Here is a 26,606-nt window from a genome sequence, read left to right on the forward strand (position 1 = left end):
CACAGCCAAATTGATACACTATTGATTTACATCAATCGCGATGTTACGCAACAGGCAATCGATCTCGGGGAGGAGAATTCCGATGACCGTTGTACCCGTCCGATCCGCCGACCTCGATGCCTCGGAAATCTCGTGGTTTTCCGCGCTTTGCTCGGATGATTACGCCTTTCTCGGGGTGCCCGATGGTGCCCTGCGCTCCAGCTTCGAACACTGTTTTGAGATCGTGAAAAAGGCAGAGGCGCTGGGTTTTCGCAACATTCTCTGCCCCTCCTCCTATCAGGTCGGGCAGGATACGCTGAGCTTTGTCGCCGCCTGCGCGCCGATCACGAAAGACATCAACATGCTGACGGCGATCCGCTGCGGTGAAATGCAGCCGATCATGCTGGCCCGCACCGTCGCCACGCTCGACCACATGCTGAAGGGTCGCCTGACGCTCAACGTCATCAGTTCGGATTTTCCGGGCGAGGTCGCAGACAGCGCCTATCGGTATCGCCGCAGCCATGAGGTGGTTGAAATCCTGCGGCAGGCCTGGACACGCGAGACGATCGACCACGACGGCGAGATCTACCAGTTCAAAAACGTCTCCACCGAACCCGCCCGCCCCTATCAGCAGAACGGTGGGCCGCTCCTCTATTTCGGCGGCTATTCACCCGATGCGCTGGAACTCTGCGGCGCGCAATGCGACGTCTACCTGATGTGGCCGGAGCCGAAGGAACAGCTGGCGGAACGCATGCGCGCCGTGCATGCCCGCGCGCAGGCGCATGGGCGCGTGCTGGATTACGGGTTGCGGGTCCACATGATCGTGCGCGATACCGAACAGGAAGCGCGCGACTATGCCGAACATCTGGTTTCCAAACTCGATGACGAATACGGCAAGCTGATCCGCGAACGGGCGCATGACAGCATTTCGCTCGGCGTGTCGCATCAGGCGCGCGCCCGCGAACTGGCCGACCAGTTCGGTTATGTGGAGCGCCATCTCTGGACCGGTATCGGCCGCGCCCGTTCCGGCTGCGGTGCCGCCATCGTCGGCTCCACCGATCAGGTGCTTTCCGAAATCGAGGCCTATCGAAAGATGGGCATCCGCGCCTTCATCTTTTCCGGTTACCCGCATCTGGACGAAGCCGAACATTTTGGCACAAAGGTCCTGCCGCACTTAAAAACCTGCTCGCTGCCGCATGCATACGGTCGCGTGCCAAAAGAGACGCCCGCCACGCCGCTTGGCACAGGCGAACGCCATTAACCTCAGCCGGCCTGCCCGGGATGGGTAAACAGGCGGTGGCCATTGTCGTCGAACACATGCAGGACCGGTTTCGACAGGTCGAAATGCACCCTGTCGCCCGCATTCAGCCGCTGCTGGCCCGGCAGCACCGCCAGCAGCTTTTCGCCGCCGATATCGCCATGCACGACGGTTTCCGATCCCAGCGCCTCGACGAGATAAATCTTTGCCGCCGGATGTTGCGGATCGCTGCTGACGACCAGATGCTGCGGCCGAACGCCGACTGTCACCTTGTCGCCGACATGCAGTTTCGCCTGTCCGGTCTGCAGGTCCGCACGATAACCACCGGCGAAGGTGAGCGTCGCCGAACCGGCGGACACGGCCAGCACATCGGCCTTCAAAAAATTCATGTGCGGCGCGCCGATAAAACCCGCAACGAAGCGATTTGCCGGCTCGTTGTAAAGCTCCAGCGGCGTGCCGACTTGCTCGATTTTTCCCGCGCGCATGACGACGATGCGATGCGCAAGCGTCATCGCCTCCACCTGATCATGGGTGACATAGATCATCGTTGACCCCAGCCGCGCATGCAGCGCCGCCAGTTCCGCACGGGTAGAAACACGCAATTCGGCATCGAGGTTGGAAAGCGGCTCATCCAGCAGGAAGGCGGTCGGGCGGCGCACGATGGCGCGGCCGATGGCGACGCGCTGGCGCTGACCACCTGAAAGCTGGCCCGGACGACGATCCATATAGGCCTCGATCTCCAGCATGCGCGCCGCTTCGTTGATGCGCTCTGACATCTCCGCCTTCGGCATGTTGGAATTTTCCAGCCCGAACGCGAGGTTTTGACGCACGCTCATATGCGGATAGAGCGCATAGGACTGGAACACCATGGCGAGCCCACGATCGGCCGCCGTCACCTCGTTGACGCGTCTGCCGTCGATCTGGATTTCGCCGCCTGTGACCTTTTCAAGCCCCGCAATGGTGCGCAGAAGCGTCGATTTTCCGCAGCCCGAGGGACCGACAAAAACGACGAATTCGCCGTCCTTGATATGCAGGTCGATGTCTTTCAGGACCGCGAGTGCGCCAAACGATTTCTTGACGTCGGTGAGTTTGATTTCGCCCATCGGTGTCCCTTACTTCAGGCCGGTGCCGGCAATGCCGGTGGTGATGAAACGCTGCAGGAAGATGAAGACCAGCACGACCGGGATCATGGTGACGACGGTCATCGCCAGAATGAAGTGCCATTGCACATTGAGTTCGCCGGAATAGATGCTCAGCCCCACCTGCAAAGTGTAAAGCTCACGCCGCGACAGCACGATCAGCGGCCACAAAAAGTCGTTCCAGCGCCAGACGACCGAAAAGATCGCCAGAACCGCCAGCGCCGGCGCCGTGAGCGGCAACACGATGCGCCAGTAGATCTGCCATTCCGAGGCCTTGTCCATGCGCGCCGCGTCGAGCAATTCGTCGGGAATGGTCAGCATGTATTGCCGCAGGATGAACACGCCGGTCGGCGTCGCCACCGTCGGCAGGATCACGCCCCAGAGACTGTTGAACAGGCCAAGCGTCGAGATGATCGAATAAAGCGGCACCATGATCACCGACAGCGGCACCATCAGCGTCGCGAGGATGACGAGCATGGCGAGCGAGCGCCCCTTGAACTCGTATTTCGACAGCGCGAAGGCCGCCATGGAATTGACCACGAGCGTGATGACAGTTGCCACCACCGTCACGAAAACCGAGTTCCACAGGTACCGCAGGAAATCGAAATGCACGAAGGGTTCGGTATAATTGTTGGTGGCAAACGACATGGTGCGCACCGGCGTGCGGTCGTTGATATTGACCTTGACGATCTCGCCCGCCGCCTTCGGATCGACCATCTGCGCCACCAGCCCGATACGCCGGACTTCGGCGAGAACCCGCGTCGAACCGTCCGGCATTTTCGCATCATAAAGCATCAGCGGCTTGTCATACCCTTCGACCGTCGCCTGGCTGGTGACATAGGGGAGGATCGACGGCGGGAATTCCGCCAGCGCCGCCGGGGTCTTCAGCGAGGAAAATACCAGCCAGACGGCCGGGCCGAACATGATGATCAGCCCGCCGATCAGCCAGACCCATGTAAACACATCGGTCCAGTGCCAGCCCTTGCCGCTGCCATGGGCGCCCCGCCGGCGCAGAATGAAATGCGCGACCTTTCCCATCAGCGTTTCCCCTTGTTTTCGCCGCGCTTGCCGATGCCGAGCTGGATCAGCGTCAACACCACCAGCACCGTGCCCATCAGGATCGAGGCGGCAGCCGCCAGACCCGGATTACGCAGCGCCGAGGCAAAGCCGGTTTCATAGATATATTGCGTCAGGAACAGCGTGCTCGTGCCCGGACCGCCGCCGGTCAGCACGTAGATTTCATCGAACACCTGCACCGACTTGATCAGCGCCAGCACCACCACGACCAGAAGGTTCGGCGCCAGCAACGGCAGCGTGATGCGCCAGAAGACGCGCGCCGGTTTCGTGCCGTCCATCTCGGCCGCCTCGTAGAGATCCTTGGGGATCGCCTGAAGGCCGGCCAGAATGATCAGCGCATAAAACCCCATATGCGCCCAGAGCGACACGCCGATCGTGGCGGCAAAGGTCCAGTTGCGGTCTGTGAGCCACGTGTATGGGTCCATGCCGAACTGGTAGAGGCCAAAATTGAGCAGGCCCTGCCTTTGCAGAATCCATTTCCAGATCAGGCCGACCACCACCGGCGACAGAAGCACCGGAAAGAAAAAAACGGCGCGCCAGAAGGACCGGGCGGCCAGTTCGCGGTTCAGGATCAGCGCCGTGATCAGCGCCGTCAGGATCATCAGCGAGACCTGCAGCACCACGAACCAGAACGTGTTGCCGACGGCGGTCCAGAAGGCATCCTCCTGACACGACATCGGATCGAGATAGTTCTGGCACTCGAACAGGCGGGAATATTGCGCCCCGCCGATAAAATCGCGCTCGGACAGGAAGAAGGCGGTGCCGCCGGTCATCGAGTAGACGAAATTGATGACGAGAGGCAGCAGCACGAAGATGCCGAAGATGAGCATGTTCGGCGCAAGGAAAAACGCCGCCATGCCACCGATGCCGGTCGCCTTCTGCAAGCGACGCAGCGGCGCATCGATGATGCGCATGACGGCGTTGATGGGGGCCATGATGAGGCTGGAGAGAGATGGTTTGGTCATTCGTTGCTTGATCTCCCGCCGACTTCGCGTTTCGTGATTGGCCCCTCATCCGGCTGCCGCCACCTTCTCCCCGCAGGCGGGGAGAAGGGAGTTGTGGCACTGCTGTGCCTCAATCTGTGGACGGCAATCGAGGCAAGTCCCCTCTCCCCGCATGCGGGGAGAGGGCTAGGGTGAGGGGCAGCTTCTCAACCGTAGCTGATGTGGTTACTTGCCCGCATCCTTCACCTTCTGGGCGATATCCGCATCGATGCGCGTAAATGCATCATCGATCTTCAGCTCACCCGCCAGCGTCTGGCCGATACGCGTCACGATCGCCGCATAAACGGTATCCGACCAGCGCCAGCCCGGCAGTTTCAGCGCGGCTTCGGAAGTCGTCTTGGTGGCACCGACAAACACGTTCAGCGCGGCCTTGGCCTGCTCATTGTCCGACTTGAAATCGAGGCCGCCCTTGTCGACCACGGCCTTGTGGCCGGGCAGGAACAGCGTGCGTTCGGAAAATTCCTTGACGATCTTTTCCTGCGCGAACCAGTCCATCACCGTGGCGACGTCCTTCTGGTTCTTGGTGTATTTCACCGCCACCAGTGCCGCACCACCCGGCATGCCGGTGCAGGCGGCCGGGCCGCAGGGGCTGCCGACCGCGACCCAGTCAAAATTGTTGCCGATCTTGGTGGCAAGGTTCGCCACCTGCCAGGAACCGGAATAATAAAAGGCGAGCTGGCCGTTGATAAAATCGTCGGCCGCGGCACGATAGGTGCTGCCGGCAGCAGATACCCAGACATCCTTGCTGACGGTGCCGTCTTCAGCCCAGCCGACAAATTTTGTGAGATAATCCTTCGCACCCTTGTCGAGCGGCGCAGGCTTGCCGTCGGAGCCGATATAATTGGCGCCGTAGGAGAGAAGCGGCGCGGTGATGCGATGGCCGGAACGGTCGATCGCCATGGCGAACGGCACCTGCTGGCTTTCCTGCACCTTCTTGGAGGCAGTTGCCCAGTCTTCCCATGTCGCCTTCGGGCCGGGGATCGGCACACCGGCCTGATCGAACAGGGTCTTGTTGGCATAACCGCCGGTCAGCGTGATCTGCGTCATGAACCCGGAAATCTGGTTGGAACCGTCAGGCCGCATCCAGTCTGCCTGCAGACCAAAATTGTCGTCCCAGTATTTGGCATCCTTCACCAGCGGGCGCAGATCCAGCCAGTGTTTCGACAGTTCCTTGATGGCGGTGACGCGGGCGATATCCGGGCCGTTGCCGGCTTCCAGCTGCACCGGCAGCTGTTCCTTGATGACGCTATAGGCAACATTGTCGAGAATGACGTTGATGCCGGGATTTTCCTTCATGAAACGCCCGACGAGGTCCTTCATCACCTCGCCTTCAACGCCATCGGAATACCACATGATGCGCACATCGCCGGCATGGGCCGCCGTCGAGGTGAGAAAAGCGAGCGCGAGGCCCGTAAGAAGCGATCTGGTCTTCATGCGCATTTTCCTCCTCTGATGGACCAAGGCCTCCCAACCCGTCCATTGACCAATCTCAAGCGCCAAGCAGTGTTGCTTCGCCCTTCACGTCATAGTCTCCGCGCGTTATCACGCGGCCTTCCGCCTCCACCGTGCCATCGGCCCGGAAAGACACGCTACCATATTCCGGGTCAGCAACAACGAGTGTGCCGTCACCCGACCGTTCAACCTGCAGAGCGCCGAACCGGCTTTCCACCGCGGCCAGATCACCGGTCTCGCAGACACGCACGATCCAGCTTGTCTTCTGGCCATACTGGCGCAGTTCCGCTCCGGCGGAAGGACCTTCTTTCGTTGCCTCAAGATCGGAACCTGCGCGCAAAAGCACGGCACCCTCACCCGAACGCGCCAGCGCAAGACTGCCCGAAACACGGCTTTCATCGAACTCCGCCGCCGGGAACCAGGCATGGGTAAAGTTGGGCTGCTCCTCGTAGGTGGTAAACTCCAGCACCGCCAAGCCACGATATTGCTGCACGCGCGGAATGGTGCCGCAACCGCCCCAATAGGACGGACGTCCGTAACCGAACTGGATCGTCTCACCCGGATGGTTGATCCAGATCGCCGCTTCCGGTTTTTGCCCGATGCGCAGGTGCAGCACGGTTTCCTGATAACCCCATTCGTCCCAACGGTAATGCACCGTCGAGCCCATGGCGAAATTTCTGCCCTTGTAATGATAAAGCGCAGCGAACGAGTTTTCGCCCTGCGCAAACCGCCATTCCTGATGCTGATCGCCCTGATGATCGGCGATCGCTGCGAATTCTTTCGGGATGACCAGCCCATGATCGCGCAGGCAAACCGCCATCTGCGGCAGGCAATGGACGCGGCGGCCATAAAACCCCTTGCCCCAAAGCAGGCGGGCAACCGCCGAAAGCTCCAGCGAACGACCGGCGCACAGCGTATGTTCGTAAGACCGCCCCTGCGCCGCTGTCACCATGCCGTGATGCGCCGAACGGGCGATGATTTCGGCAAGCCGCACGATCCCGGCCTTGGCACGGTCGGCAATATCCTTGTCCGGCGAAAGGGCTGCCAGCGCCGTCAGGCCCTTGAGGTCGATCGGGAAATAGGGAGCCGAATTGAACTCCGCCATTTCCCAGTGCTCGAAATGATCGAGCCATGCCCGCACCCGTTCCGCACCGACCTTCGCCTGCTCCGAACCCTTGCGGCCGGAACGCACGAACGTGGCGTCGGGAAGAAGATGACCGGCCAGATAAGCGGAGGTATGAAACAGCAGCGCGTGGTTTTCCGAAAAATACCATTGCACGTCATTGCCCGGCTCATCCATCCAGTACCGATAGTTGAGGATGGCGGCATCGATGCGGGCGCGCGTCTTCTCGTTGATATCGCCGCCCCAGGTCGTGCGCGACCAGATCAGCGGCACCAGCGAAAAATCGGCGCAGTCATGGCAATCCTCGATCGACGGCAGGATTTCCTCGATCATCGCATCGGTATCAGCACCTCCACGACCACTCGCCAGCCGGGCAAAAGCACGAACGGTGTCCCGCTCGGAATATTCCGACACTTCAGTCAGCGTGTCGGTGATGCGCTGAGAAAGCGATGACGAAGCATCCCCCTGACGCGCCGCATGGCAGATTTCCACGCCCACCGAACGCGAGGCGACAAAACCGCCGGCATTCAACGTCACGCGCAGATGGCGGAAATCGGCAGGGGCGTTTTCGGATGGCCCGACATTGAGGCTACCGACACCGGCCGGAAGCTCGAAATCGTAATCGAAGCGTTCACGCGACATGAAATCGCCTTCGATGGCGACATTGACCTTGGCCTCGACCGGCAAGGCCTTGGCAAACAGCACGGTGATATCGCCGCCAAAATAATGCTGGCGGTCGAGATGCATGCCGTCCAGCGCCTCTTCAAGACTGTCCGCCACGGCACCCGCGACCGGAACCGGCAGTGCGACATTGGCGGCGGGGCCGGAAAGATAATCGAACTGGTAGAAATAACGGGCATCGCGTTCGGCGAGATCATCGAAAAACAGCACAATCTCGTTCAGACCGGCGGTCAGTTCCAGCTCGAATTCCTGCTTGGCTTCGAGATTGCGGCTATAGGGCGCCATCCAGCCCACTTCCGCACCGTTCAGCCACAGAACCGCGCCGCCGCAGGTGCCGAGCCGGATCTTTGCCGTGCCCGCCGTTTCCGCCTCGACATAGGTGCGCGTCCATGTGGCCAGCCGCGTCGGGCGGAACCAGAAACCGGACAGATCGAGCCGGGGCGAACCGAAGGGCAACCACCAGCGCGACGCCTCGAATTCTCCGCGTACATCCGGCCGCTTGTCACGATAGGTCTCGGCAAAAATGGTTCGGCAGGGATATTCATGCGGAATGAAGTTCTTGACCTTGGTGAGGAAGAAGAACGGATCCATCTCGCCCTTCATCGGCGCGTCGGGCACATCGAAACGTTCCTCGGCGATGCGGCCCAGCTGCCAGTAACGCACGGCGTCGCCCGGCTTCAATGTCTTGCGCATCCAGTTCTGTTCCGGGTTCATGCTCGCCTGCCGCCTTACCTGAGTTCGCTTAAGGCCACCGGGGCCACGTCGTTATATTCCTGGTTTTCGCCGGTCATGCCCCAGACGAAGGCGTAACCATCGGTCCCCGCCCCCATATGGATGGACCATGCCGGCGACAGAACCGCATCGAGGTTCTTGACCAGCAGATGCCGCGTTTCCTCCGGCCGTCCCATCAGGTGGATGACACGCTCTTCCGGCGCGAGGTCGAAATAGCAGTAGGCCTCCATGCGCCGTTCATGCAGATGCGGCGGCATGGTGTTCCAGACAGAACCTTCGGCCAGATCGGTAATGCCCATCAGCAGCAGGCAGGAGGGCGCCACCTGCGGGTGGATATACATCCGCAGATTCCGCTTGTTGGAGCGTTTTGCCTCACCAAGATCCAGTGGCTTCGATTCTGCCCGTTTGATCAGCCGATGCAGGATATCCGCCCCGGCCGGAACCGAATTCATGTAGAAGCGCGCCGGCCTGTCAGCCGAATGACTGGCAACCGAAATTTTCTGTGTACCCCGGCCGATATAGAGAATATCGCGGTTTTCCAGTTCGAAAACCTCACCATCGACCGTGATCGTTCCGGCACCGCCCAGATTGGCAACGCCCATTTCACGCGCCGACAAAAGATAGGGCGTGCCGATATCCTTGCCCGAGCCGAAGGTAAGCGTCGCATCCAGCGGCACCGCACCACCAAGGATCAGACGGTCGACATGGGTATAGGTAAAGCTCACCTCACCCGCCCGGAAAAGGTCCTCGACCAGAAACTCCTTGCGCAACCGCGCCGTATCAAAACCTTTGATGTCATCCGGGCCGGCGCCATACAGAACCTTCATCACCATCACACCTCTCCTTCGACATGGCGCAGCGCCTCGGACAGGCAGAGGATCGCCAGCGCCTGCCCGTAACCGGTCGGCTGGATCGGGATGTCGCGATAGAACTGCAGGTCATGGCCCATGCGGGTGCCGTAGGAAACGTTCAGCACCGTGCCCGCATCATCGATATTGGCAAGCAGCGCCTCGACGGCCCGCAAACCGGCCTGCCGCCATTCCGGCGTGCCGAGCCCCAGCCGATGCCCCTTGAGCAGGCCATAACCGAAACCGGCCGTCGCCGAAATTTCCTCATAGGAAGTCGGATCATCCAGCAGCGTGCGCCACGCGCCGGATGCCGTCTGCAACGCGAGGAGCGCATCCACCTGCGCCACCAGAACGCCGGTCAAAAATTCCTTCACTGCCGCCGGAACATCGGCGAGATCGAAAAGGTCGAGCATGCCCGCGGTGATCCAGGCATTGCCGCGCGCCCAGCGCGCCTCTGCAAAATTGTGGTGCCCCTGAAACGTCCAGCCGTGGAACCACAGGCCGGTCTTTTTGTCGGCCAGATAACGGGTATGGACGAGAAACTGTTTGACCGCCTCATCGACCAACTCGGTGCGGCCGCTCGCCTGACCGTAGGAGGCAAGGAACAGCGCCACCATATAAAGCGTGTCATCCCAGAGCTCGTCGTCATTGACCTTGTCGGAGACGTGATGCGCAAAAGCGCCTTCCCGCGTGCGGCCCATTTCGGTGACCGCGCGGTTCGCCCACGCATCCAGCACAGGTTGCCAGCGCGGATCGCGGGTTTCGCGCCACAGAACCGAAAGCCCCAGCATCGGCGCCGTCGTATTGACGTTGAGTTTCGGCAAACCAGCCTCGATGCGGGAGGCATACCAGTTCTCGATCAGGACCCTGAGGTCGTCGCGACCGGTGAACTGCCACAGCCGGATCAGGCCATAAAGGCCAACGCCCTGCGGCCATTCCCAGCTATCGAAGGAAATGTAATCGCCGGCCGAACCGTCGAGATTGGGTTCGTGAAAGCGACCGTCATCCCGCAGGCCGGTCATGCCGGTGACGAGCAGATCAAGCTTCCCACGGATTTTCAGGGCAGAAAGGCCCATCCTCTTGTCCTCCTTCCGCCCTCTTTCGAAAGCGGTCCTCCAATCCGCTTCTCCCGAGCGGTGAGCGGATGTAAACACCGGATTTGCGATTGCGCAATCTGAAAATTTTTTGCAGTCTGGTGGCGATTACCGGAGAGGATCGATGGCGGACGCAGCAATTCCCAACAAGCGCGGCAAAAAAAGCCGGCGTGTACGGCTGGAAGATATCGCCGAAAAAGTCGGTGTTTCGCTGAGCACGGTGTCACGTGCTTTGACTGGTGAAAAAGGCGTACGCGACGATATCCGCCAGCGCATTCTCGAAGCCGCAAAGGACGCCAATTACCCGATGCCGGCGCCCGTGCCGGGCAAAAAAATCGTCATTGCCGCCTCAAGTGCTGCCATGATCGATTACGTGCGCAACCAGTTCACCCTGCATGTTCTGGAAGGTGCTCGCGACCGCGCAAACATGCTCGGCCTCGATATCATCACCCGCCCGATTGCCGATGCCAGCGACGAACGTTCCGTCCTCGACGAGGCGGGCAGCGATCCCGACGTGACAGGCCTGTTATTCCTGACGGTGGATGACGAACGCATGCTGGCCGCCACCCGCGCCTTCGACAAGCCGGTCGTGCTGATCAATGGCGACGATCCGCATATGCGGCTGTCGAGCGTCACGCCCTGCAACCGTTCCGCCGCACAACTGGCCACCGATCGCCTGCTCGATCTCGGCCACCGCCGCATCCTCTTCCTCATGCGCCCCGGCCGCCGCACCATCGAACGCCGCCAGGAAGGTTTTTGGGATGCGCTGCGCCATCGCGGCATCACCCCGACACCGGACATGACCGTCAGCGTCGACGACTGGCTGCCGGAACTGGCGACACAGGCGATCGCGGACCGTATCGCTCAAAAAGGCCTCGATTTCACCGCCATCCTGACGGCCGGCGACAGCCTTGCGGCCGGCGCGATGATGGCCGTGCAGCAGGCGGGTTACAGAGTGCCGGAGGACGTGTCGGTGATGGGCATGGACGACCTGCCGCAGGCCGCCTTTCTCAATCCACCGCTGACCACCGTGCATATTCCCATGCGCGAAATCGGCATGACGGCGGTCGATCTGCTGCGCGACCTCTGTTCCGGCGTGCCGGCTTTGTCACGCCGCATCGAGCTTGCCTGCCATGTGGTGGAACGGCGATCGGTCAGCGCGCCGGCGGGGATGCGTTAGGTTTGCGGGGCAAACGGTGGCATCCGTCGGAGCATGCCGCAAAGTGGGCAGCGATGCTGCCAATAGAAGACTTACTCCAAAGCTCAACTTTGGGACATGGTTTGCCTCCGACCGAGAGCCATCCACCGATCGCCTTGGCCAACATGCACACGCACATCGAACGCACCTTCCCGATTGCTCGATCCCGCCGATAAGCTGAGCGACTATCGCAGAACAGCCAGGCGCAAGCATGCAACCTTATGTTGCGGGCATGCTGTATTCATACTGGGGTCTAATGAGGAGTTGGTATGCAAATCCACGGAAGCTATTCACAAAACAGCTATTATGGTGCTTCTAAAGCTCAAAAGACGGATGCAAATAGCTCTACAGATTCTTCTAAGAACGATGCCCCTCCATCACTGGAAGACATGCTCGATAACCTGCGGGAAGATCCTTCTGTTGGCGATCGCATTACAGAGAATGATGACGGAACGTATTCATTTGATATGCGCGCCCAAGGATGGTCTGACAAAACGTTCGCAGCGCGTGCAATTGTTACGGAATTGAACGGCTCCAAGCTTACCGAAACGGACGGCGCAATATATCCGTCAGCCTCCGACATGGACCTGTTCAAACAAATGACCGGCTATAACATGTTCATTCTCGGAGGTTTCACAGTTGCCCTCGATGATAACGGTTTCCCGCCATCTGCAGAGGATCAGAAAATGGTCCAACAGGCGATGGATTTCATCAATAACGTGGCATCGCAGCGAGATGCTGGATATCTCGACGGCGAGCTTACATCAGAAAACGTTGGGGACCTTCTAGCCTCTTATAACATTGGTGCAGGGTCGAATTCATTTGTCGATGATCTGCTAGAGGTCTTAGGAAAAGCAAGCCCACAGCAGGCGCTGGCCCAAGAGCAAAAGCCTGTAGATGAACTCCTCAACATGATTTCATTGTGACCCGCCATAAGCGGTTATAGTCTGATCTATCGAGAACGCTTGTGCTTACTACCCGAAGATTATGCGCTTGGCGCACGGACATTGGTAACGCATCGCACTAATGTCCGCAAAGGGCCAGATAGCAAACTTACCCATTCCATAAGCGACCAAAACTTCGCAAAAAGAACATCATCGGAAGAAAAAACCGCTCCGCCTGAAAATATATCCAAGCCAAATCAATCATTTGTAAAATAGTTGCATTTGACTTCGTCCACCCTCCGAAAACCCATGCCTACACTGGTCCCGTTCCATCGCGGATACACCGGGAGGCGTCCCGGCGAGGTGGAGCCGGCGCTGGTGGTGGAGAAAAGACGTAAGTCTCCAGCAGCAGGGTTCGCGGAAACTGGTTCCCCTCCGGCGACACGGGGGAAGTTGTGCGGGCGTCAAAACTCGCATGGCTTCTGAGGCCCGAAAGCGCGCGTCGGACGTGCCTGTGCGGCACACATGATCGCCAGTCGGTTAGCAATTACCGGGATGGCTTTTGCAGAGGAACCCAAGTCGCGGGCATAAACCGCCGAAACGGGGCACGGTGCGTGTCACATAAAAAATTTAAGTAGAGGCACAAACCGTGCCCCGACCGCATGACCCGCAAATCGCGGGAGTTTTTTGAAAACCTCAGATCACCAAGTGAGGACTCTATCCTCTTTCCGGAGCGCCCCATTTGGTCGATGGAAGACGCTAGCCGATTTCGACAAGCACGTCTTCGAGCGCAGCAAGAAACAGATCGGCATTGTCCTGGGCAAACGGCAGCGGCGGGCGGATTTTCAGCACATTGCCTTGGCGGCCCGATGCACTGATCAGCACTCGCCGGTCGCGCAGCGCGTTAACGACCTTCAGTGACAAGGCGCCATCCGGCTTCTTGCTGTCGCGGTCCTTCACGAATTCCAGACCGAGGAACAGGCCCGTGCCCCTGACATCGCCGATCGACGCGAATTTCTCCTGCAGCTTACGCATGCCCGCCAGCATGTAATCGCCGGTCGCCTGCGCATTCTGCATCAGGCCTTCGCTCTCGATCACATCCAGCACGGCAGAAGCGGCGGCAATCGACACATTATTGGCGCCGAACGTGTTGAAATAGCGGATATCCTGACCGAATTTTTCCTGGATATCGGCCTTCATCACGGCGGCCGCAATCGGCATGCCATTGCCCATCGGCTTGCCCATCACCACGATATCAGGGGTAATGTCATGGCGCATAAAACCCCACATATGTGAACCCAGACGTCCGAAACCCGGCTGCACCTCGTCGGCGATATAAAGCACGCCTTCGTCCTGCAGCAGTTTAGCTAAGGGTTGCAGGAAACCGGCTGGATCGGAAAAAATGCCGTCCGTCGAAAAAATGCCATCGGCGATAAAGGCCACCGGCGTGATGCCGCGGCGACGAAAATGCGCGATCGCCTTCGCCACATCGTCCGCCAGCGCCGCACCGACATCGCGGCCTTCGGCGCGATAGGTATCGGGTGCCGGCACGGTCAGCACATGCTGGCCGAGCGGCATGTTGGGGCCGAGCGACGGCGAGATTTCGGCCGCCGCGGTCGTGACGCCGTGATAGGCGTTTTCGGTGATGATGATGCCGGTGCCGCCGGTGTAATACCGCGCCAGACGCAGCGCCAGATCGACCGCCTCGCTGCCGGTGCAGGTATACATGACCCGGTCCAGACCGGCCGGAAACGTCGCCAGCAGCCGTTCGGAATAATCGAGAATCTGCTCGCCGAGATAACGCGTATGCGTGTTGAGTTCCGTCGCCTGCCGCGCGATGGCCTGCGCCACATGCGGGTGGCAATGACCGACCGAGGGCACATTGTTATAGGCATCGAGATAGGCCTCGCCATCCGGCCCATAAAGCCACACACCTTCGGCGCGCGTGACATGCACCGGTGTTTCGTAAAACAGCCGATAGGACGGGCCCAGCAGCGCCTGCCGCCGTTCGATCAGTTTGCGCTCACGCTCCGGCAGGCTGCCGAGCCGGGCGGCATCGAAACCGTTGACCATGGTCGCTGTCGGCTTGCCGGAAACGGGCTTGTTCATCAGGTTCGATCCTTATCGGTTCGCAGCGCGCAATCGATCGATTGCCTGCGCCTGGGGAATGGCATCAAGCCGCGCCAGCTGTTCCCACACGCTGGCACTGCGGATGGTGAAACGCTCGGCATCCTCGGGAAACAACCTTGCCCGCCATTGCGGGATGGCAAGCCGCATCACCAGACGCATCACGGCAGCGGTATAAACGAGATCGATTTCCACATCGGTCAGTGTGCATTCACTGCGATAGCCCCGGATCAGATCGCACATCGCTTCGACCGGATCAGCCTCCGCACCGATCTGATAGGCCGCCGCCACGCCGACATCGAAAAGCACGGGCGCAAACACCATGTCACCAAAATCGATAATGCCGGTAATCTCGTCTGGCCTGTCGGGATCGACCAGAATGTTTTCCATGTTGAAATCGTTATGGATCACCTGTGCCGGTAAAGACGCCATCACCGGCACGATTTCCGTCTCGAAATCGTCGATCGCCTTTTCCAGCCGCGCCCGCTGACCGGCATCTGCAAAGGCCGGCAAGAGATCGCGCATGCCCATTGCATGGCTCATGTCCCAGGTGATGCGGTGGGATGCTGCTTCATGGACAAAGTTCTTGAGCGCCTTCTGCATCCGCCCCAAAAACACGCCGATCTTTTGGCGCTGCAACGGCGAATGCGGTGCCGTGCGCTGCGCCATGCCGGGCACAAACGTCACCATGCGCACGCCACGTTCGCCGCCATCATCGGCGACAAAGCGGAAATCGGCAGCGCCGTCGCTTGTGCGAATGATCCGTTGAACCGGAATGCCTGGGTCCATCGCTTCAACATGCAAAAGCGCCTGGCTGTGCATGGCGGTGACCTTCGGATCCTCGGCCGGGTTGAGAATTTTCAGGAGATAGGCCGTGCCGTCCTCAAGCGTCAGCCGGTAATTGCTGTCCTTTTCGCCCCACAGCCATTGCGCCTTGCCAACGAGGCCATAATGCTCAAGGGCAATCCGTTCCGCCTGTTCCGGCGGCACGGCAACGGCGCCGGTTTCAAGTTCGGCCCCAAGCACACGCGCGGTATTGTTGTTCGTGACGGACATGTGTCCCCCTGTTTTCCGGCCGTTATCTCGGCGGCACGGTCCTTCAAGATCCGGCGGGACCGAACCCGATATCGAACCACATTGTGGAGAGCGCCAAGACGCGCTCCCCGGTCAATGGAAATCAGCCGCGCGTCGCGGCAACGGCATCGAGTGCGCGGCCAAGCGCATCGAACATCTCGTCGATCTGCTCGGCGGTGATGATCAGTGGCGGGCAGAAGCAGATGGCCTCGCCGACCGCACGGGCAATCACGCCCTGCTCTTCAAGTGCTGCGGCAACCGCAATCGCCGCATCGCCGGCCTTGGCGTCATTCCATGGCTTGATTTCGAGCGCGCCGAGAAGGCCGACACCACGCGAGGAATGGGCGAGCGGATGGTTGGCGAGTTCCGCCAGCCGGCCGAGGAATTTTTCCGCCAGCCGCGCGGCATTGCCCTCCAGATCGCGTTCCTGGATGATTTTCAGGTTTTCGAGACCAACGGCGGTCGCGACCGGATGACCGGAGGCGGTAAAACCATGACCAAACACACCGATGCGGTTCGATTCATCGGCAATCGGCTGGTAGAAATGGTCGTTCATCACGATGGCGGAAAGCGGCATGTAGGACGACGAGATCTGTTTGGAGAGCACCAGCACATCCGGTTCGATGCCATAGGTCTCGCAGGCGAACATTTTTCCGGTGCGCCCGAAACCGCAGATCACCTCATCGACGACAAGCAGGATGTCGTGCTTCTTGAGGATCTTTTGGACGCCTTCCCAGTAACCGGCCGGCGGTACCAATACACCACCTGCGCCCATGACCGGCTCACCCCAGAAGGCGGCAATCGTCTCCGGCCCCTCTTTGAGGATCAGGTCCTCGAGATCCTTCAACATGCGCGCCGTGAAATCCGCCTCGCTCTCGCCGGCCTGACCGAAATGCACATAGGACGGGCAGGACGTGTGAACCATGCGGTCGAGCGGCAGATCAAAGCTTTCATGATTGCGTGGCAGGCCGGTGATCGAACCGGCGGCAATCGTCACGCCGTGATAACCCTTGATGCGGCCGATGATCTTTTTCTTGTCCTTTTTGCCGAGTGCATTGGAACGGTACCAGACCATTTTGCAGGCAAGGTCGTTGGCCTCGGAACCGGAGGAGGTGAAATGCACCTTCGACATCGGCACGGGTGCAATTTTGATCAGCATCTCGGCAAGCTCGATCGAGGGGCCGTGCGACTTGTAGGCGAAGGTATGGTAATAGGGCAGCTTTTCCATCTGCGCCTTGGCCACTTCCGCCAGACGCTTTTCACCGAAACCGACCGCCACCGACCAGAGGCCCGCGAGCCCCTCGATATAACGCTTGCCGTTATTGTCGGTGACATAGATGCCATCACCGGATTCGATAACCAGACCACCGGTCTTTTCATATTTCCGGTAATTGACCATGGGGTGCATCTGGTAGGCGATGTCGCGGCCTTCGATGGAATTGGGCATGATGGTCATAAGCTGTTCCTTCGTTCCCTTGTTATTGTTCCCCGGCATTGACTGCCGGGTTCAAGCCGCCGGTGATCAGACGTGCTGGCCACCATTGATGTGGATTTCCGCACCGTTGATATAGGAGGACGTGTCGTTGCAGAGGAAGTAGATGGTCTGCGCCACCTCGCGCGGCGTGCCCAGTCGGTTCATCGGCACCTGCGCACTGACGAGATCCGCCGTACCAGGCGACAGAATGGCCGTATCGATTTCACCCGGTGCGATGGCATTGGCGCGAACGCCCATCGGACCGAATTCATGCGCAAGTTCGCGGGTCAGCGCCGCAAGGCCGGCCTTGGACGCCGCATAGGCAACACCTGCGAACGGATGCACGCGCGAGCCGACGATCGAGGTGACATTGACGATCGAACCCTGAGCTGCCTTCAGTTCCGGCATCAGCGCGCGAGCGAGAAGCGCCGTTGAAATGAGGTTGACGTTGAGCACGCGTGACCATGTGGAGGCATCCGTATCGGCAACACCGAGACGCGAGCCGCTCGGTCCCTTGGGCGAGATACCAGCATTGTTGACCAGCGCCGCGAGCTTTCCCGAAGGCAAGCGCTCCCGAACGATCGCCGCCAAGGCTTCAATGCTATCGATATCCTCAAGGTCAGCCTGAATATGGCTTTCGCGCGCGGACGGCCAACGGCACTCTTCCGAAAAAGGCTGCCGCGAAACTGTCAGGATTCGCCAGCCATGTTCCATAAAGAGCTTCACTGTCGCATGGCCGATACCGCGGCTGGCGCCGGTGAGAAGCATAAACTTGGTGGTCATGGGCACTCCGCAATGCGTGCAGCTTAACTGCGATATGTGCATGCTATCGTGCGGCCCCACCTTCTCAAGACAATTCTTGCCGCAGCCGCGAAGGATTACAATCCAGAAGTGCGCCGAACGTTACAGAACATTCTTTAGGGCGAAATCGAAATACGCGCCCAGCCCAGACAGCGCGAAAAATCATGCTTCCTTAAGGCCTCAAAGGCTACATTCTTAGCAAATTATTATTTCTATATCGGACATAATGGCGTTTTATTGCCACCAATCACGATGGACTTGTCAGAAAGAAATTCTAAACAGTCGGTAGATTTTAGTCGTTGGACCCCTTCCGGCACGCTGCATATCGTTCCCTTAACAACAAGCAAGGCCAAAAGCTGACAAAGGGGAATACCGATATGAAACGCATTTCCACGCATGTCCTTTCCGCTACGCTTTTCGCAGCGACAATGCTGTCGGGAGCTTATGCGAACGCCGCCGATATCACCGTCATGGGGTACCGCGGTCCGTTCGAAGACAATTACAAGAAGGCCGTCATCGAGCCCTTCATGAAAGCCCACCCCGACATCAAGGTGAATTATTACGGCGTCCAGAACGCCGCCACCTCGCTCGGCAACATGCGCGCCCAGCGTGATGCGCCGCAGGTCAATGCCGTGATCTACGACCTCTCGGTTGCCAAGATCGCCAAGGAGGAAGGCCTCGTTGCAGAACTCGATACATCCAAGCTTTCCAACTATGCCGACGTGTCCGATATCGGCAAGGATCTGGGTGGCGCCGCCATTCCGCTCACCTACGACACGCTGACCCTGATCTACAATTCCAAGGCATTCCCGACGGCGCCGACCAGCTGGGAAACGCTCTGGGACAAGGCGCAGGATGGCAAGGTCGTGCTGCCGGCACAGGGCGGCGGCGATATTCAGGCAATCCTGCTGACAATCATTTCCAACCGCCTTGCCGGTGAGCAGGATTACAAGGACACGATCGATCCGGGCGTCGACAAGCTGGTGGAACTGGCGCCGCGCGTACAGACCTGGGAGCCGAAGCCGGACGCCTATACGCTGGTGGCCAATGGCACCGCCAATGTCTCGATCGGCTGGAACGCCCGCTCGCAGTTCTATTTCGACCAGACGGAAGGCAGGCTCGGTTCCGTCGGCCCGGCCGAAGGCACCGCGTCGCAGATCAACGTCGTTAGCGCCATCGAAAAGGCATCGGAGCCTGACGCGACGCAGACCTTCATCAACTACGCGATCGGCCCGGAAGCACAGGCAGCCTTTGCCAAGGCGATGTTCTACGCACCGGTGAACAGCAAGACTCAGGTTGATGAAGCCACCGCCAAGCGCATCCCGATGATGGACCCGGCCCAGCGCGAAAAGCTGATCGCCGTCGACTGGATGACGATCGGCGACATGCGCGACGATATCCTGCAGCCCTGGCGCCGCAAGATCATCCCGGCCGGACGCTAAGTTACGCTCCGGGCCGCAAACGGCCCGGACTCCGTCCTCTTCCAGAAAAGACCCTGCGGCACGCGTCCCAACGCGTGATCGAGCACCCACGCCATCGTGACGGGACTTTGGTCCCGTTGCCCTCGACGACCTCAAATCCGCACATGGTGACGACATGCAAACCCAGGAACTGCGCCAGGACCCTCTGGCCGCCGAAACCAATGCCGGCGATCAGGCCTTTCTCAAGCTCAAGGGCATAACCAAGCGCTACGGCGTCGATTACATGGCCGTCGATGATCTCGATATCGACGTGCCCAAGGGCAAGCTGCTCGGCCTGCTTGGCCCTTCCGGCTGCGGCAAAACCACGACGCTGCGCATGATCGCCGGCCTTCTGGACATCACCAAGGGCAAGATCACCATCGACGGCGACGACATTTCCCACAAACCGCCGCACAAGCGCGATATCGGCCTCGTTTTCCAGAACTACGCGCTGTTTCCGCATATGACGGTGGCGCAGAACGTGGCTTTCGGCCTTGAAATGCGTGGCGTTGGCCGCACCGAGGCGCGTGACCGCGTCGAGGAAGCGCTCGAAATGGTGCGTCTGCCCGGTTACGGCGACCGCAAGCCCAAGGAAATGTCCGGCGGCCAGCAGCAGCGTGTGGCGCTGGCCCGCGCGCTTGTCATCCGTCCGCGCCTTCTCCTCCTCGACGAACCACTGTCCAACCTCGACGCCAAACTGCGCGACGACATGCGCATCGAAATCCGCGAAATCCAGCAGCGCCTGCAGATCACCACCGTTTTCGTGACCCACGACCAGGTGGAAGCATTGACCATGTGCGATCTCGTCGGCGTCATGCACAAGGGCAAGCTTGCCCAGCTCGGCACGCCGGAAGATATCTATGAGCGCCCGGCCGATCTGTTCGTCGCCGATTTCGTCGGTCGCACCAATGTCCTCGATTGCGAGATCGAGGCGCTCGACCGGGTGCGCATCGGCGCGTCGGTTTATCCCTGCAATACGCGCGGCCTCACCTCCGGCAAGGCAAAGGCTGCCATCCGTCCGCACCGCATCAGCCTGACGCCGAGCCGCGACCGCTCGCTCGTCAGCATGGCCACCAACGCCGCACAGGGCAAAGTAACGCGCGTCACCTATATCGGCGACGTCGTGCAATACGACATCGATATCGGCGGCAACACGCTGACCACCGAAGTGCACACCGCCAGCGCGGGCCACAGTTTCCAGAGCGGCGAAAAGCTTCTCTGTGAGTGGAAACCGCAGGACATGCAGGTTTTCGGCCAAGGTTCAGGGAGCTGATCCATGGCAGCGATCACCTCATCCGTCCCACTTGCCGAAGCCCCCGCCCGCCGGAAAAACTTTCCTTTCCTGCTGATCGCGCTGCTTCTGCCCATGGCGATCATCAATTTTGTCGCCTTCGTCCTGCCGGTCATCCGGCTCGGCATGATTTCCTTCATCGAAAGCCGCAGCGGCGGCGTGTTGACCAACAATTACACGCTGGAAAACTACGTCGATTTTTTCACCGACAGTTTCAGCTTCGAACTGGTCTCCAACTCACTGATCCTGGGTTTCGGCGTCACGCTGATCACGCTCTGCTGCGCCTATCCGATCGCGCTTTTCCTGCACCGGGTTTCGCCGAAATGGCGCAACATGCTGTTTGTCATCACCGTCTCGCCGCTTCTGGTCAGCAGCGTGGTGCGCACCTATGGCTGGATGGTCATTCTCGGTGATCAGGGCGTGGTCAACGGCATCCTGATGTCATCAGGCGTCATCGACAGCCCGTTGCGCCTGACCAACAACACGCTCGGCGTCTTCATCGGCATGGTGGAAGTGCTGATCCCGTATATGGCGCTGTCTTTGATCGCCGGCTTCGGCCGTCTCGAAAACGTCTATGAGGAAGCCGCCGCCTCGCTCGGCGCCAACCGCTGGACCCGCTTTCGCCGCGTCATCCTGCCCCTGACCGCCCCCGGCATCGCGCTTGGTTGCCTGCTCTGCTTCGTGCTCTCCATCAGCTCGTTCATCACGCCAAAACTGCTCGGCGGCGGACGTGTCTTCCTGCTCGCGACCGAGATCTACGACCAGGCCGTCATCCAACTGGAATGGCCGACGGCTGCGGCAATCTCCGTCATCGTGCTCATCATCTTCGGCCTTGCACTCGCGGTCTACTCCCGCGTCGTCAAGCGCTTCGATTAAGGAGGAACCTGACATGATCGGCCAACTGACCCTTCCGTTCAGGCTCCTTGTCGCCTGCATCTATCTCTTCCTGCTCGCACCCATCCTGATCGTACTGCCTTTGTCCTTCAGCAATGACAGCTACATCACCTTCCCACCGGAAAGTTGGGGCCTTCGCTGGTACGCCGCGATGTTTTCCCACGCCGGTTTTGCCCAGGCGCTGTGGATCAGCTTTGTCATCGCCATCACGGTGACGATCCTCGGCCTTGCCGCCGGTGTGCCTGCCGCTTTCGCCATCCGCCGCCGCAAGTTCATCGGTCGCGAGTTTTTGCTAAACCTGTTCACCGCCCCTCTCCTCCTGCCCTCGATCGTGCTTGGCCTCGCCATTCTTCTGGTCTTCGTGCAGGCCCGCCTGCTCGGCACTTATACGGGTCTGATCATCGCCCACCTGATCATCACCACGCCTTACGTGATCCGCATCATGCTGACGGCGTTTTCGACGATCCCGCCATCGGTGGAGGATGCGGCCACCATGCTCGGCGCCTCGCCCTTCACGGTGGTCCGCCGCATCACCCTGCCGCTGATGATGCCGGGTTTCATCGCCAGCGCTGCCCTCTCCTTCCTTCTGTCCTTCGACGAGGTGGTGATCTCGCTGTTCATCACGGGTCCGCGCCTGCGCACCCTGCCGGTCGAAATTTTTGACTACGTCGAAAGCCAGACCGACCCGATGACGGCTGCCGTATCCGTTGTCCTCGTCGCCGCCACCCTTGCCATCATCTTCCTCATCGAACGCACGCTCGGTCTCTCCAGGACCATGGGCAAATAACTGAAATTGCAATGGAGACTACTGAAATGGACAATATCGCGCTCTGGATGTCGCAACCGCATTTCGGCTTTCTGGAAATCGCAAAGACCTGCGGCGTCAGCCAGCTCGTCATCGAGCTTGAGCACGGCACGTTCGACCTCGCCACGCTCGACCAGTTCCTGGCCTTTTCCAAGTCGCTCGGTATTCCCGCGCTCACCAAGGTGATCGCACCGACCACCGAAGCCATCCAGCAGGCCCTCGACTTCGGTTCGGACGGCGTCATCCTGCCGCATATTCTCGGCGTCGATCACGCCCGCGAAGTGACGAAGGCGGCCAAATACCCGCTGCTCGGCATCCGTTCTTATGCCGGTGGCCGCGTGTTCGGTTACGCCCGCCCGTCTTCCGATGCCTTCGAGAAGGAAAACAAGCGCACAAAATGCTACGCGATGATCGAGACGGCCGAGAGCCTTGCCGATGTCGAAAAGATCATCGCCCTCGATACGGTCGATGGCCTCTTCCCCGGCCCGTCCGATCTGGCACTCGCCTGCGGCCGTGGCGCTTATGCCTTCAACGACGAAGACCGTCGCGACCTTTCCCGCATCGCCAAGGCCGCCCGTGACGCCGGCAAGAAGTGGATCATGCCGGCCTGGACACCAGCCGAGCGCACATTCGCACTGGAGGAAGGCGCCGAAATGCTGGTCGTCGCCACCCAGAACATGGCGCTGCGCGCCGGCATCATGTCCACCATCAACGCACTCAAGCAGGAAAAGATCGTCGCCTGAGCGACATCGCAATTTGGAGGAATTCCCATGAAAATCAGCCTGATCCAGACCAATCCCCAGCAGGACCGCGACGCCAACCTGAAGATCACCCGCGACCTGATGACGGAAGCGCTGAAAAACGACCAGCCGGACCTGATCGTCCTGCCGGAATATTTTGAAGTTTACGGCACCACGACCGAAGAAAAGCTGGCTTTGGCCGAACCGGCCGGTGGCGCGGCCTACAAGATGGCGCAGGATTTTGCCCGCGAGAACAAGGTGTTTGTCCATGCCGGCACGATCATGGAAAAGGTCGAGGGCGAAAACCGCATCTATAACACCTCCTTCGTTTTCGACCGCGAAGGCAAGGAAGTTGCCGCCTATCGCAAGATCCACATGTTCGACATCGTCGCACCGGATGGCACGGCTTACAAGGAATCCGCCACCGTCAAGCCGGGTGAGGACGTCGTGACCTACGAGATCGACGGCATGAAGGTCGGTTGCGCCATCTGCTACGATATCCGTTTCTTCGAACTGTTCCTGCAGCTCGAAAAGGCCGGTTGCGACGTCATCGTGCTGCCTGCCGCCTTCACGCTTCAGACCGGCAAGGACCATTGGGAAGTGCTGGCCCGCGCCCGCGCCATCGAAACCCAGACCTACTTTGTCGCCTGCGGCCAGACCGGCAGCGTCACCGTCAATGGTGAAAAGCGCGCCTGCTACGGCCATTCGCTGGTCTGCGACCCGTGGGGCCACACGATCGCCCGCGCTTCCGATCCGGTCGGTTATGTCACCGCCCGCATCGACGCCAAGGAAATCAAGCGCGTGCGCAACCTCATCCCGATGACGCAGCATCGTCGCATCGCCTGCGCGTAACAAGGAGATCTTGACCATGTACGTCATCAAGGACATGCCCGAGCAGATCCCACAGGAAGATCTCGATCTTCTCTCCGGCGTCGAGACGGCAACCGTCGGCCACTGGCGTCTGTTCGGTTTCATGGACCGGCAGATCCAGCCGCTGCTTCCCGGCCGCCGTGTTGTCGGCACCGCCGTGACGCTGGCCATCGCCGGCCCGGACTCGACGCTCCTGCACCACGCCACCGGCCAGCTTCGACCGGGCGACATCCTCGTCGTCGACCGTCTGGGCGATGACAAATACGCGTGCTGGGGCGGTGGTGTCACCGTTGCAGCAAAAGCATCCGGCGCGGTTGCAGGCATTGTCGACGGCCCCTGCACGGACCTCACGGAAATCCAGGATTCGGATTTCCCGATGTGGTCGCGTGGCCTCTCGCCGATCACCACGCGGCTCTACGATCTCGGTGGTGGCTTCAACATCCCGGTCAGCTGCGGCGGTGCCGTGGTCATGCCGGGCGATGCCATCCTTGCCGACGAAAGCGGCGTGCTGGTCATCCCGCGTGACGAAGTGCGAGCCGTTTCCGAGGAGGCCCTCAAGCGGCAGGAAACCGGCAAGAAGCGCGAGGCCAGCGTGCGCGACAAGGTGCAGAAACTCGGCGACATGACGGGCGCCACCGCCAAGGTTCTGGCCAAGCTCGCCTGAACTTGACAATCGAGGTCCGGGCTCACGCCCGGACCTTATTTTGCGATGAAACAGCAAACTCAACCGGCCCGACATTGCCATCTCACCCTCACGGTGTAACGTGGCGATCGGGAACATAGTCTGTGAAAAACAGCAGCTTACGACAATCTGGACGCGAATAATGCGCATGATCGGTCGACAAAACGGTGAGGCGCGTTCACGCGATGAATATTCGTTTCCTTGAAACAGTGGTCTGGCTTGCGGAGCTACGCAGCTTTCGGGTGACAGCCGACCGCATGAACATCACCCCGGCCGCCATTTCCAACCGCATTTCGGCGATCGAACAGGAACTCGGCATCCGTCTTTTCGAGCGCGATACACGCGATGTGCATCTGACACGCGAAGGTCGCTCCTTCGTGTCCGGCGCGCGCGATATCATCGCCCGCTACAATCGTCTGGTCAGCGATGTTGCACCACCCGAAACCGTGGAAGGCACGGTGCGCATCGGGCTTGTGCCTTCGATGGCGCTGGCCATTCTTCCCGGCATCATGGAAACCTTGAGACAACGGTTTCCTCGGGTGCGCGTAGCGGTCACTACCGATGCCTCGCAGACCATTCTCTCCAAGCTGGAAAAACGAGAGATCGATATCATCCTTGGTTTTCATGGTCCCAATGTCGAAAAGTACCGGATCGTCGATCTCTGTACGCTCGGCATGTTCTGGATCGCCAACAGCGCCTTTCCCTCCGACGAGGAGGCGATGACCCGCGCCGACCTGATGCTGAACCCGATCATTTCGTATGAAGTGGGCACACAGGCCTATAAACGCATGGTCGAATATCTGCCGACCAATTCGCTCGGACAGGGCGTGGTGCATTATTCCAACTCGCTGGCGACGACGATCAGCATGGTTGCCGCCGGCATCGGCATCGCCGTTCTGCCGCCGATCGTCATCCAGAACGAGCTGCGGCTCGGCACGCTGAAAGTGCTGAACGTCCGCCACCCCTTTCCAGCCACCGACTATTTTGCCGTCTATCTCGATAATCCGTCGTCGCGGCTCGCGCCTTTGATTGCCTCGATCGCATCCGACGTGTCTGCCGAATTCTGTTCCCTCTACGACAACGCGCTCGCCGTTCACCGGTGAGTTCCATCAAGGAGAATTTCATGGCTCATGAACTGAAAACCGTCGCCACCCCGACCCCAGCTATTCTGCGAAACCTCCTCCTCGAGAGCAATGAAATCCGCGAGGCGCGTATCGATCTCGCCGCCTCCTTCCGAATGGCCGCGAAATTGGGTTTACAGGAAGGTATCTGCAACCATTTTTCCGCCATGGTTCCGGGCCGCGAGGACCTTTTTCTGGTAAACCCCTATGGCTGGGCCTTTGCTGAAATCACCGCCTCGCAGCTTCTGGTCTGCGATTTCAACGGCAATGTCATCGCCGGCAGCGGCAAGCCCGAGGCGACCGCCTTCTACATCCACGCCCAGCTTCACAAGACCCTGCCACGCGCCACCGCCGCCTTCCACACCCATATGCCCTATGCGACCGCGCTTTCCATGCTGGAGGGCGAACCGCTGGTCTGGGCCGGGCAGACGGCGCTGAAATTTTATGGCCGCACGGCAATCGACGAAAACTATAACGGTCTGGCACTAGATGACAGTGAAGGCCTGCGTATCGCGCGCGCCATGGGAGATGCGGATATCGTCTTCCTGAAAAACCACGGCGTCATGGTGCTCGGCCCGACCATCGCCGAAGCCTATGACGATCTCTATTATCTGGAGCGCGCGGCCGAAGTGCAGCTTCTTGCCATGTCCACCGGCCGCGAACTCAAAGCCGTACCAGCTGATATCGCTCAGAAAACCTATCTGGAAATGCGTGAGGGCGACCCGGAAAGTGCACGCCTGCACATGGAAAGCATTCGCCGGCAGCTGATGCGCACCGAACCGGAATTTGCCGATTGAA

23 protein-coding genes are annotated in these 26,606 nt (G+C 59.9%); 12 read left to right on the plus strand and 11 right to left on the minus strand.

Annotation, left to right across the window (positions count from 1 at the left end; all coding sequences use genetic code 11):
• The first annotated feature begins 82 nt into the window (after positions 1–82).
• Positions 83–1,240 carry an LLM class flavin-dependent oxidoreductase gene (locus ACRQ1B_RS12655; RefSeq protein WP_432294031.1) on the plus strand — a complete coding sequence of 386 codons (1,158 nt, stop codon included), beginning with the start codon at positions 83–85 and terminating at the stop codon, positions 1,238–1,240.
• A gap of 2 nt (positions 1,241–1,242) precedes the next feature.
• On the opposite strand, the gene ACRQ1B_RS12660 is transcribed toward ACRQ1B_RS12655, so the two are convergent.
• The 7 genes from ACRQ1B_RS12660 to bglB all read right to left on the minus strand — a co-directional run bounded on the left by ACRQ1B_RS12660 (position 1,243) and on the right by bglB (position 10,369).
• Positions 1,243–2,340, minus strand: coding sequence for an ABC transporter ATP-binding protein (locus ACRQ1B_RS12660; RefSeq protein ID WP_432294032.1), 1,098 nt, complete (start codon positions 2,338–2,340; stop codon positions 1,243–1,245).
• A 9-nt stretch (positions 2,341–2,349) separates the two neighbouring features.
• Positions 2,350–3,414 carry a carbohydrate ABC transporter permease gene (locus tag ACRQ1B_RS12665; protein WP_432294033.1) on the minus strand — a complete coding sequence of 355 codons (1,065 nt, stop codon included), beginning with the start codon at positions 3,412–3,414 and terminating at the stop codon, positions 2,350–2,352.
• Entirely contained in the window at positions 3,414–4,418 is a 1,005-nt protein-coding gene (locus ACRQ1B_RS12670; protein ID WP_432294034.1) for a carbohydrate ABC transporter permease, read from the minus strand. Before ACRQ1B_RS12670 ends, ACRQ1B_RS12665 begins: the two co-directional genes overlap by 1 nt.
• Before the next feature lie 204 nt (positions 4,419–4,622).
• On the minus strand, positions 4,623–5,891 hold the full coding sequence (locus ACRQ1B_RS12675; protein WP_432294035.1) for an ABC transporter substrate-binding protein: 1,269 nt from the start codon (positions 5,889–5,891) through the stop codon (positions 4,623–4,625).
• Positions 5,892–5,946: 55 nt separating this feature from the next.
• Entirely contained in the window at positions 5,947–8,427 is a 2,481-nt protein-coding gene (locus ACRQ1B_RS12680) for a hypothetical protein (RefSeq protein ID WP_432294036.1), read from the minus strand.
• Between the two features lie 14 nt (positions 8,428–8,441).
• On the minus strand, positions 8,442–9,278 hold the full coding sequence (gene kduI / locus ACRQ1B_RS12685; RefSeq protein WP_432294037.1) for a 5-dehydro-4-deoxy-D-glucuronate isomerase: 837 nt from the start codon (positions 9,276–9,278) through the stop codon (positions 8,442–8,444).
• Positions 9,278–10,369: a beta-galactosidase BglB gene (bglB, locus tag ACRQ1B_RS12690; RefSeq protein ID WP_432294038.1), complete on the minus strand. Its 1,092-nt coding sequence runs from the start codon at positions 10,367–10,369 to the stop codon at positions 9,278–9,280. Before bglB ends, kduI begins: the two co-directional genes overlap by 1 nt.
• Before the next feature lie 142 nt (positions 10,370–10,511).
• Between bglB and ACRQ1B_RS12695 the strand changes: the two genes are divergently transcribed.
• Complete coding sequence (locus ACRQ1B_RS12695; protein WP_432294039.1) at positions 10,512–11,567, plus strand: LacI family DNA-binding transcriptional regulator; 1,056 nt, start codon at positions 10,512–10,514, stop codon at positions 11,565–11,567.
• Positions 11,568–11,854: 287 nt separating this feature from the next.
• Positions 11,855–12,511 (plus strand): hypothetical protein, encoded by a 657-nt coding sequence (locus ACRQ1B_RS12700; RefSeq protein WP_432294040.1) that lies wholly within the window; start codon positions 11,855–11,857, stop codon positions 12,509–12,511.
• 717 nt (positions 12,512–13,228) lie between these two features.
• Here the strand turns inward: ACRQ1B_RS12700 and ACRQ1B_RS12705 are convergent.
• From ACRQ1B_RS12705 to ACRQ1B_RS12720, 4 genes are all read right to left on the minus strand, one after another.
• The gene (locus ACRQ1B_RS12705) at positions 13,229–14,542 is read right to left on the minus strand and encodes an aspartate aminotransferase family protein (RefSeq protein WP_432294590.1); all 1,314 of its coding nucleotides are present in this window, start codon (positions 14,540–14,542) and stop codon (positions 13,229–13,231) included.
• Positions 14,543–14,590: 48 nt separating this feature from the next.
• Positions 14,591–15,652, minus strand: coding sequence for a phosphotransferase (locus ACRQ1B_RS12710; protein WP_432294041.1), 1,062 nt, complete (start codon positions 15,650–15,652; stop codon positions 14,591–14,593).
• 121 nt (positions 15,653–15,773) lie between these two features.
• On the minus strand, positions 15,774–17,126 hold the full coding sequence (locus ACRQ1B_RS12715) for an aspartate aminotransferase family protein (RefSeq protein ID WP_432294042.1): 1,353 nt from the start codon (positions 17,124–17,126) through the stop codon (positions 15,774–15,776).
• Between the two features lie 66 nt (positions 17,127–17,192).
• Positions 17,193–17,927, minus strand: a complete 735-nt coding sequence (locus ACRQ1B_RS12720) for an SDR family NAD(P)-dependent oxidoreductase (RefSeq protein ID WP_432294043.1) — start codon at positions 17,925–17,927, stop codon at positions 17,193–17,195.
• Positions 17,928–18,322: 395 nt separating this feature from the next.
• On the opposite strand from ACRQ1B_RS12720, the gene ACRQ1B_RS12725 reads away from it, so the two are divergent.
• From ACRQ1B_RS12725 to ACRQ1B_RS12765, 9 genes are all read left to right on the plus strand, one after another.
• The gene (locus ACRQ1B_RS12725; protein ID WP_432294044.1) at positions 18,323–19,387 is read left to right on the plus strand and encodes an extracellular solute-binding protein; all 1,065 of its coding nucleotides are present in this window, start codon (positions 18,323–18,325) and stop codon (positions 19,385–19,387) included.
• A 154-nt stretch (positions 19,388–19,541) separates the two neighbouring features.
• Complete coding sequence (locus ACRQ1B_RS12730; RefSeq protein WP_432294045.1) at positions 19,542–20,678, plus strand: ABC transporter ATP-binding protein; 1,137 nt, start codon at positions 19,542–19,544, stop codon at positions 20,676–20,678.
• 3 nt (positions 20,679–20,681) lie between these two features.
• Positions 20,682–21,572 (plus strand): ABC transporter permease, encoded by an 891-nt coding sequence (locus ACRQ1B_RS12735; protein WP_432294046.1) that lies wholly within the window; start codon positions 20,682–20,684, stop codon positions 21,570–21,572.
• A gap of 13 nt (positions 21,573–21,585) precedes the next feature.
• On the plus strand, positions 21,586–22,377 hold the full coding sequence (locus tag ACRQ1B_RS12740) for an ABC transporter permease (protein WP_432294047.1): 792 nt from the start codon (positions 21,586–21,588) through the stop codon (positions 22,375–22,377).
• 26 nt (positions 22,378–22,403) lie between these two features.
• A complete protein-coding gene (locus ACRQ1B_RS12745) occupies positions 22,404–23,138 on the plus strand; it encodes an HpcH/HpaI aldolase family protein (protein WP_432294048.1) in 735 nt (244 codons plus the stop codon).
• A gap of 27 nt (positions 23,139–23,165) precedes the next feature.
• On the plus strand, positions 23,166–23,987 hold the full coding sequence (locus ACRQ1B_RS12750; protein WP_432294049.1) for a carbon-nitrogen hydrolase family protein: 822 nt from the start codon (positions 23,166–23,168) through the stop codon (positions 23,985–23,987).
• Positions 23,988–24,003: 16 nt separating this feature from the next.
• Positions 24,004–24,669: an RraA family protein gene (locus ACRQ1B_RS12755; protein ID WP_432294050.1), complete on the plus strand. Its 666-nt coding sequence runs from the start codon at positions 24,004–24,006 to the stop codon at positions 24,667–24,669.
• Positions 24,670–24,872: 203 nt separating this feature from the next.
• Positions 24,873–25,790, plus strand: a complete 918-nt coding sequence (locus tag ACRQ1B_RS12760; RefSeq protein ID WP_432294051.1) for a LysR family transcriptional regulator — start codon at positions 24,873–24,875, stop codon at positions 25,788–25,790.
• Positions 25,791–25,810: 20 nt separating this feature from the next.
• Complete coding sequence (locus ACRQ1B_RS12765; RefSeq protein ID WP_432294052.1) at positions 25,811–26,605, plus strand: aldolase; 795 nt, start codon at positions 25,811–25,813, stop codon at positions 26,603–26,605.
• Position 26,606 lies beyond the last annotated feature (1 nt).

This window comes from Endobacterium panacihumi (assembly GCF_050847465.1).
Classification (GTDB): domain Bacteria; phylum Pseudomonadota; class Alphaproteobacteria; order Rhizobiales; family Rhizobiaceae; genus Neorhizobium; species Neorhizobium panacihumi.

What these genes read in the sequence shown, in the direction of transcription:
- ACRQ1B_RS12655 (WP_432294031.1), top strand. Translation starts at nt 83, where the DNA reads ATGACCGTTGTACCCGTCCGATCCGCCGACCTCGATGCCTCGGAAATC.
- ACRQ1B_RS12660 (WP_432294032.1), bottom strand. Translation starts at nt 2,340, where the DNA reads ATGGGCGAAATCAAACTCACCGACGTCAAGAAATCGTTTGGCGCACTC.
- ACRQ1B_RS12665 (WP_432294033.1), bottom strand. Translation starts at nt 3,414, where the DNA reads ATGGGAAAGGTCGCGCATTTCATTCTGCGCCGGCGGGGCGCCCATGGC.
- ACRQ1B_RS12670 (WP_432294034.1), bottom strand. Translation starts at nt 4,418, where the DNA reads ATGACCAAACCATCTCTCTCCAGCCTCATCATGGCCCCCATCAACGCC.
- ACRQ1B_RS12675 (WP_432294035.1), bottom strand. Translation starts at nt 5,891, where the DNA reads ATGAAGACCAGATCGCTTCTTACGGGCCTCGCGCTCGCTTTTCTCACC.
- ACRQ1B_RS12680 (WP_432294036.1), bottom strand. Translation starts at nt 8,427, where the DNA reads ATGAACCCGGAACAGAACTGGATGCGCAAGACATTGAAGCCGGGCGAC.
- kduI (WP_432294037.1), bottom strand. Translation starts at nt 9,278, where the DNA reads ATGGTGATGAAGGTTCTGTATGGCGCCGGCCCGGATGACATCAAAGGT.
- bglB (WP_432294038.1), bottom strand. Translation starts at nt 10,369, where the DNA reads ATGGGCCTTTCTGCCCTGAAAATCCGTGGGAAGCTTGATCTGCTCGTC.
- ACRQ1B_RS12695 (WP_432294039.1), top strand. Translation starts at nt 10,512, where the DNA reads ATGGCGGACGCAGCAATTCCCAACAAGCGCGGCAAAAAAAGCCGGCGT.
- ACRQ1B_RS12700 (WP_432294040.1), top strand. Translation starts at nt 11,855, where the DNA reads ATGCAAATCCACGGAAGCTATTCACAAAACAGCTATTATGGTGCTTCT.
- ACRQ1B_RS12705 (WP_432294590.1), bottom strand. Translation starts at nt 14,542, where the DNA reads ATGGTCAACGGTTTCGATGCCGCCCGGCTCGGCAGCCTGCCGGAGCGT.
- ACRQ1B_RS12710 (WP_432294041.1), bottom strand. Translation starts at nt 15,652, where the DNA reads ATGTCCGTCACGAACAACAATACCGCGCGTGTGCTTGGGGCCGAACTT.
- ACRQ1B_RS12715 (WP_432294042.1), bottom strand. Translation starts at nt 17,126, where the DNA reads ATGACCATCATGCCCAATTCCATCGAAGGCCGCGACATCGCCTACCAG.
- ACRQ1B_RS12720 (WP_432294043.1), bottom strand. Translation starts at nt 17,927, where the DNA reads ATGACCACCAAGTTTATGCTTCTCACCGGCGCCAGCCGCGGTATCGGC.
- ACRQ1B_RS12725 (WP_432294044.1), top strand. Translation starts at nt 18,323, where the DNA reads ATGAAACGCATTTCCACGCATGTCCTTTCCGCTACGCTTTTCGCAGCG.
- ACRQ1B_RS12730 (WP_432294045.1), top strand. Translation starts at nt 19,542, where the DNA reads ATGCAAACCCAGGAACTGCGCCAGGACCCTCTGGCCGCCGAAACCAAT.
- ACRQ1B_RS12735 (WP_432294046.1), top strand. Translation starts at nt 20,682, where the DNA reads ATGGCAGCGATCACCTCATCCGTCCCACTTGCCGAAGCCCCCGCCCGC.
- ACRQ1B_RS12740 (WP_432294047.1), top strand. Translation starts at nt 21,586, where the DNA reads ATGATCGGCCAACTGACCCTTCCGTTCAGGCTCCTTGTCGCCTGCATC.
- ACRQ1B_RS12745 (WP_432294048.1), top strand. Translation starts at nt 22,404, where the DNA reads ATGGACAATATCGCGCTCTGGATGTCGCAACCGCATTTCGGCTTTCTG.
- ACRQ1B_RS12750 (WP_432294049.1), top strand. Translation starts at nt 23,166, where the DNA reads ATGAAAATCAGCCTGATCCAGACCAATCCCCAGCAGGACCGCGACGCC.
- ACRQ1B_RS12755 (WP_432294050.1), top strand. Translation starts at nt 24,004, where the DNA reads ATGTACGTCATCAAGGACATGCCCGAGCAGATCCCACAGGAAGATCTC.
- ACRQ1B_RS12760 (WP_432294051.1), top strand. Translation starts at nt 24,873, where the DNA reads ATGAATATTCGTTTCCTTGAAACAGTGGTCTGGCTTGCGGAGCTACGC.
- ACRQ1B_RS12765 (WP_432294052.1), top strand. Translation starts at nt 25,811, where the DNA reads ATGGCTCATGAACTGAAAACCGTCGCCACCCCGACCCCAGCTATTCTG.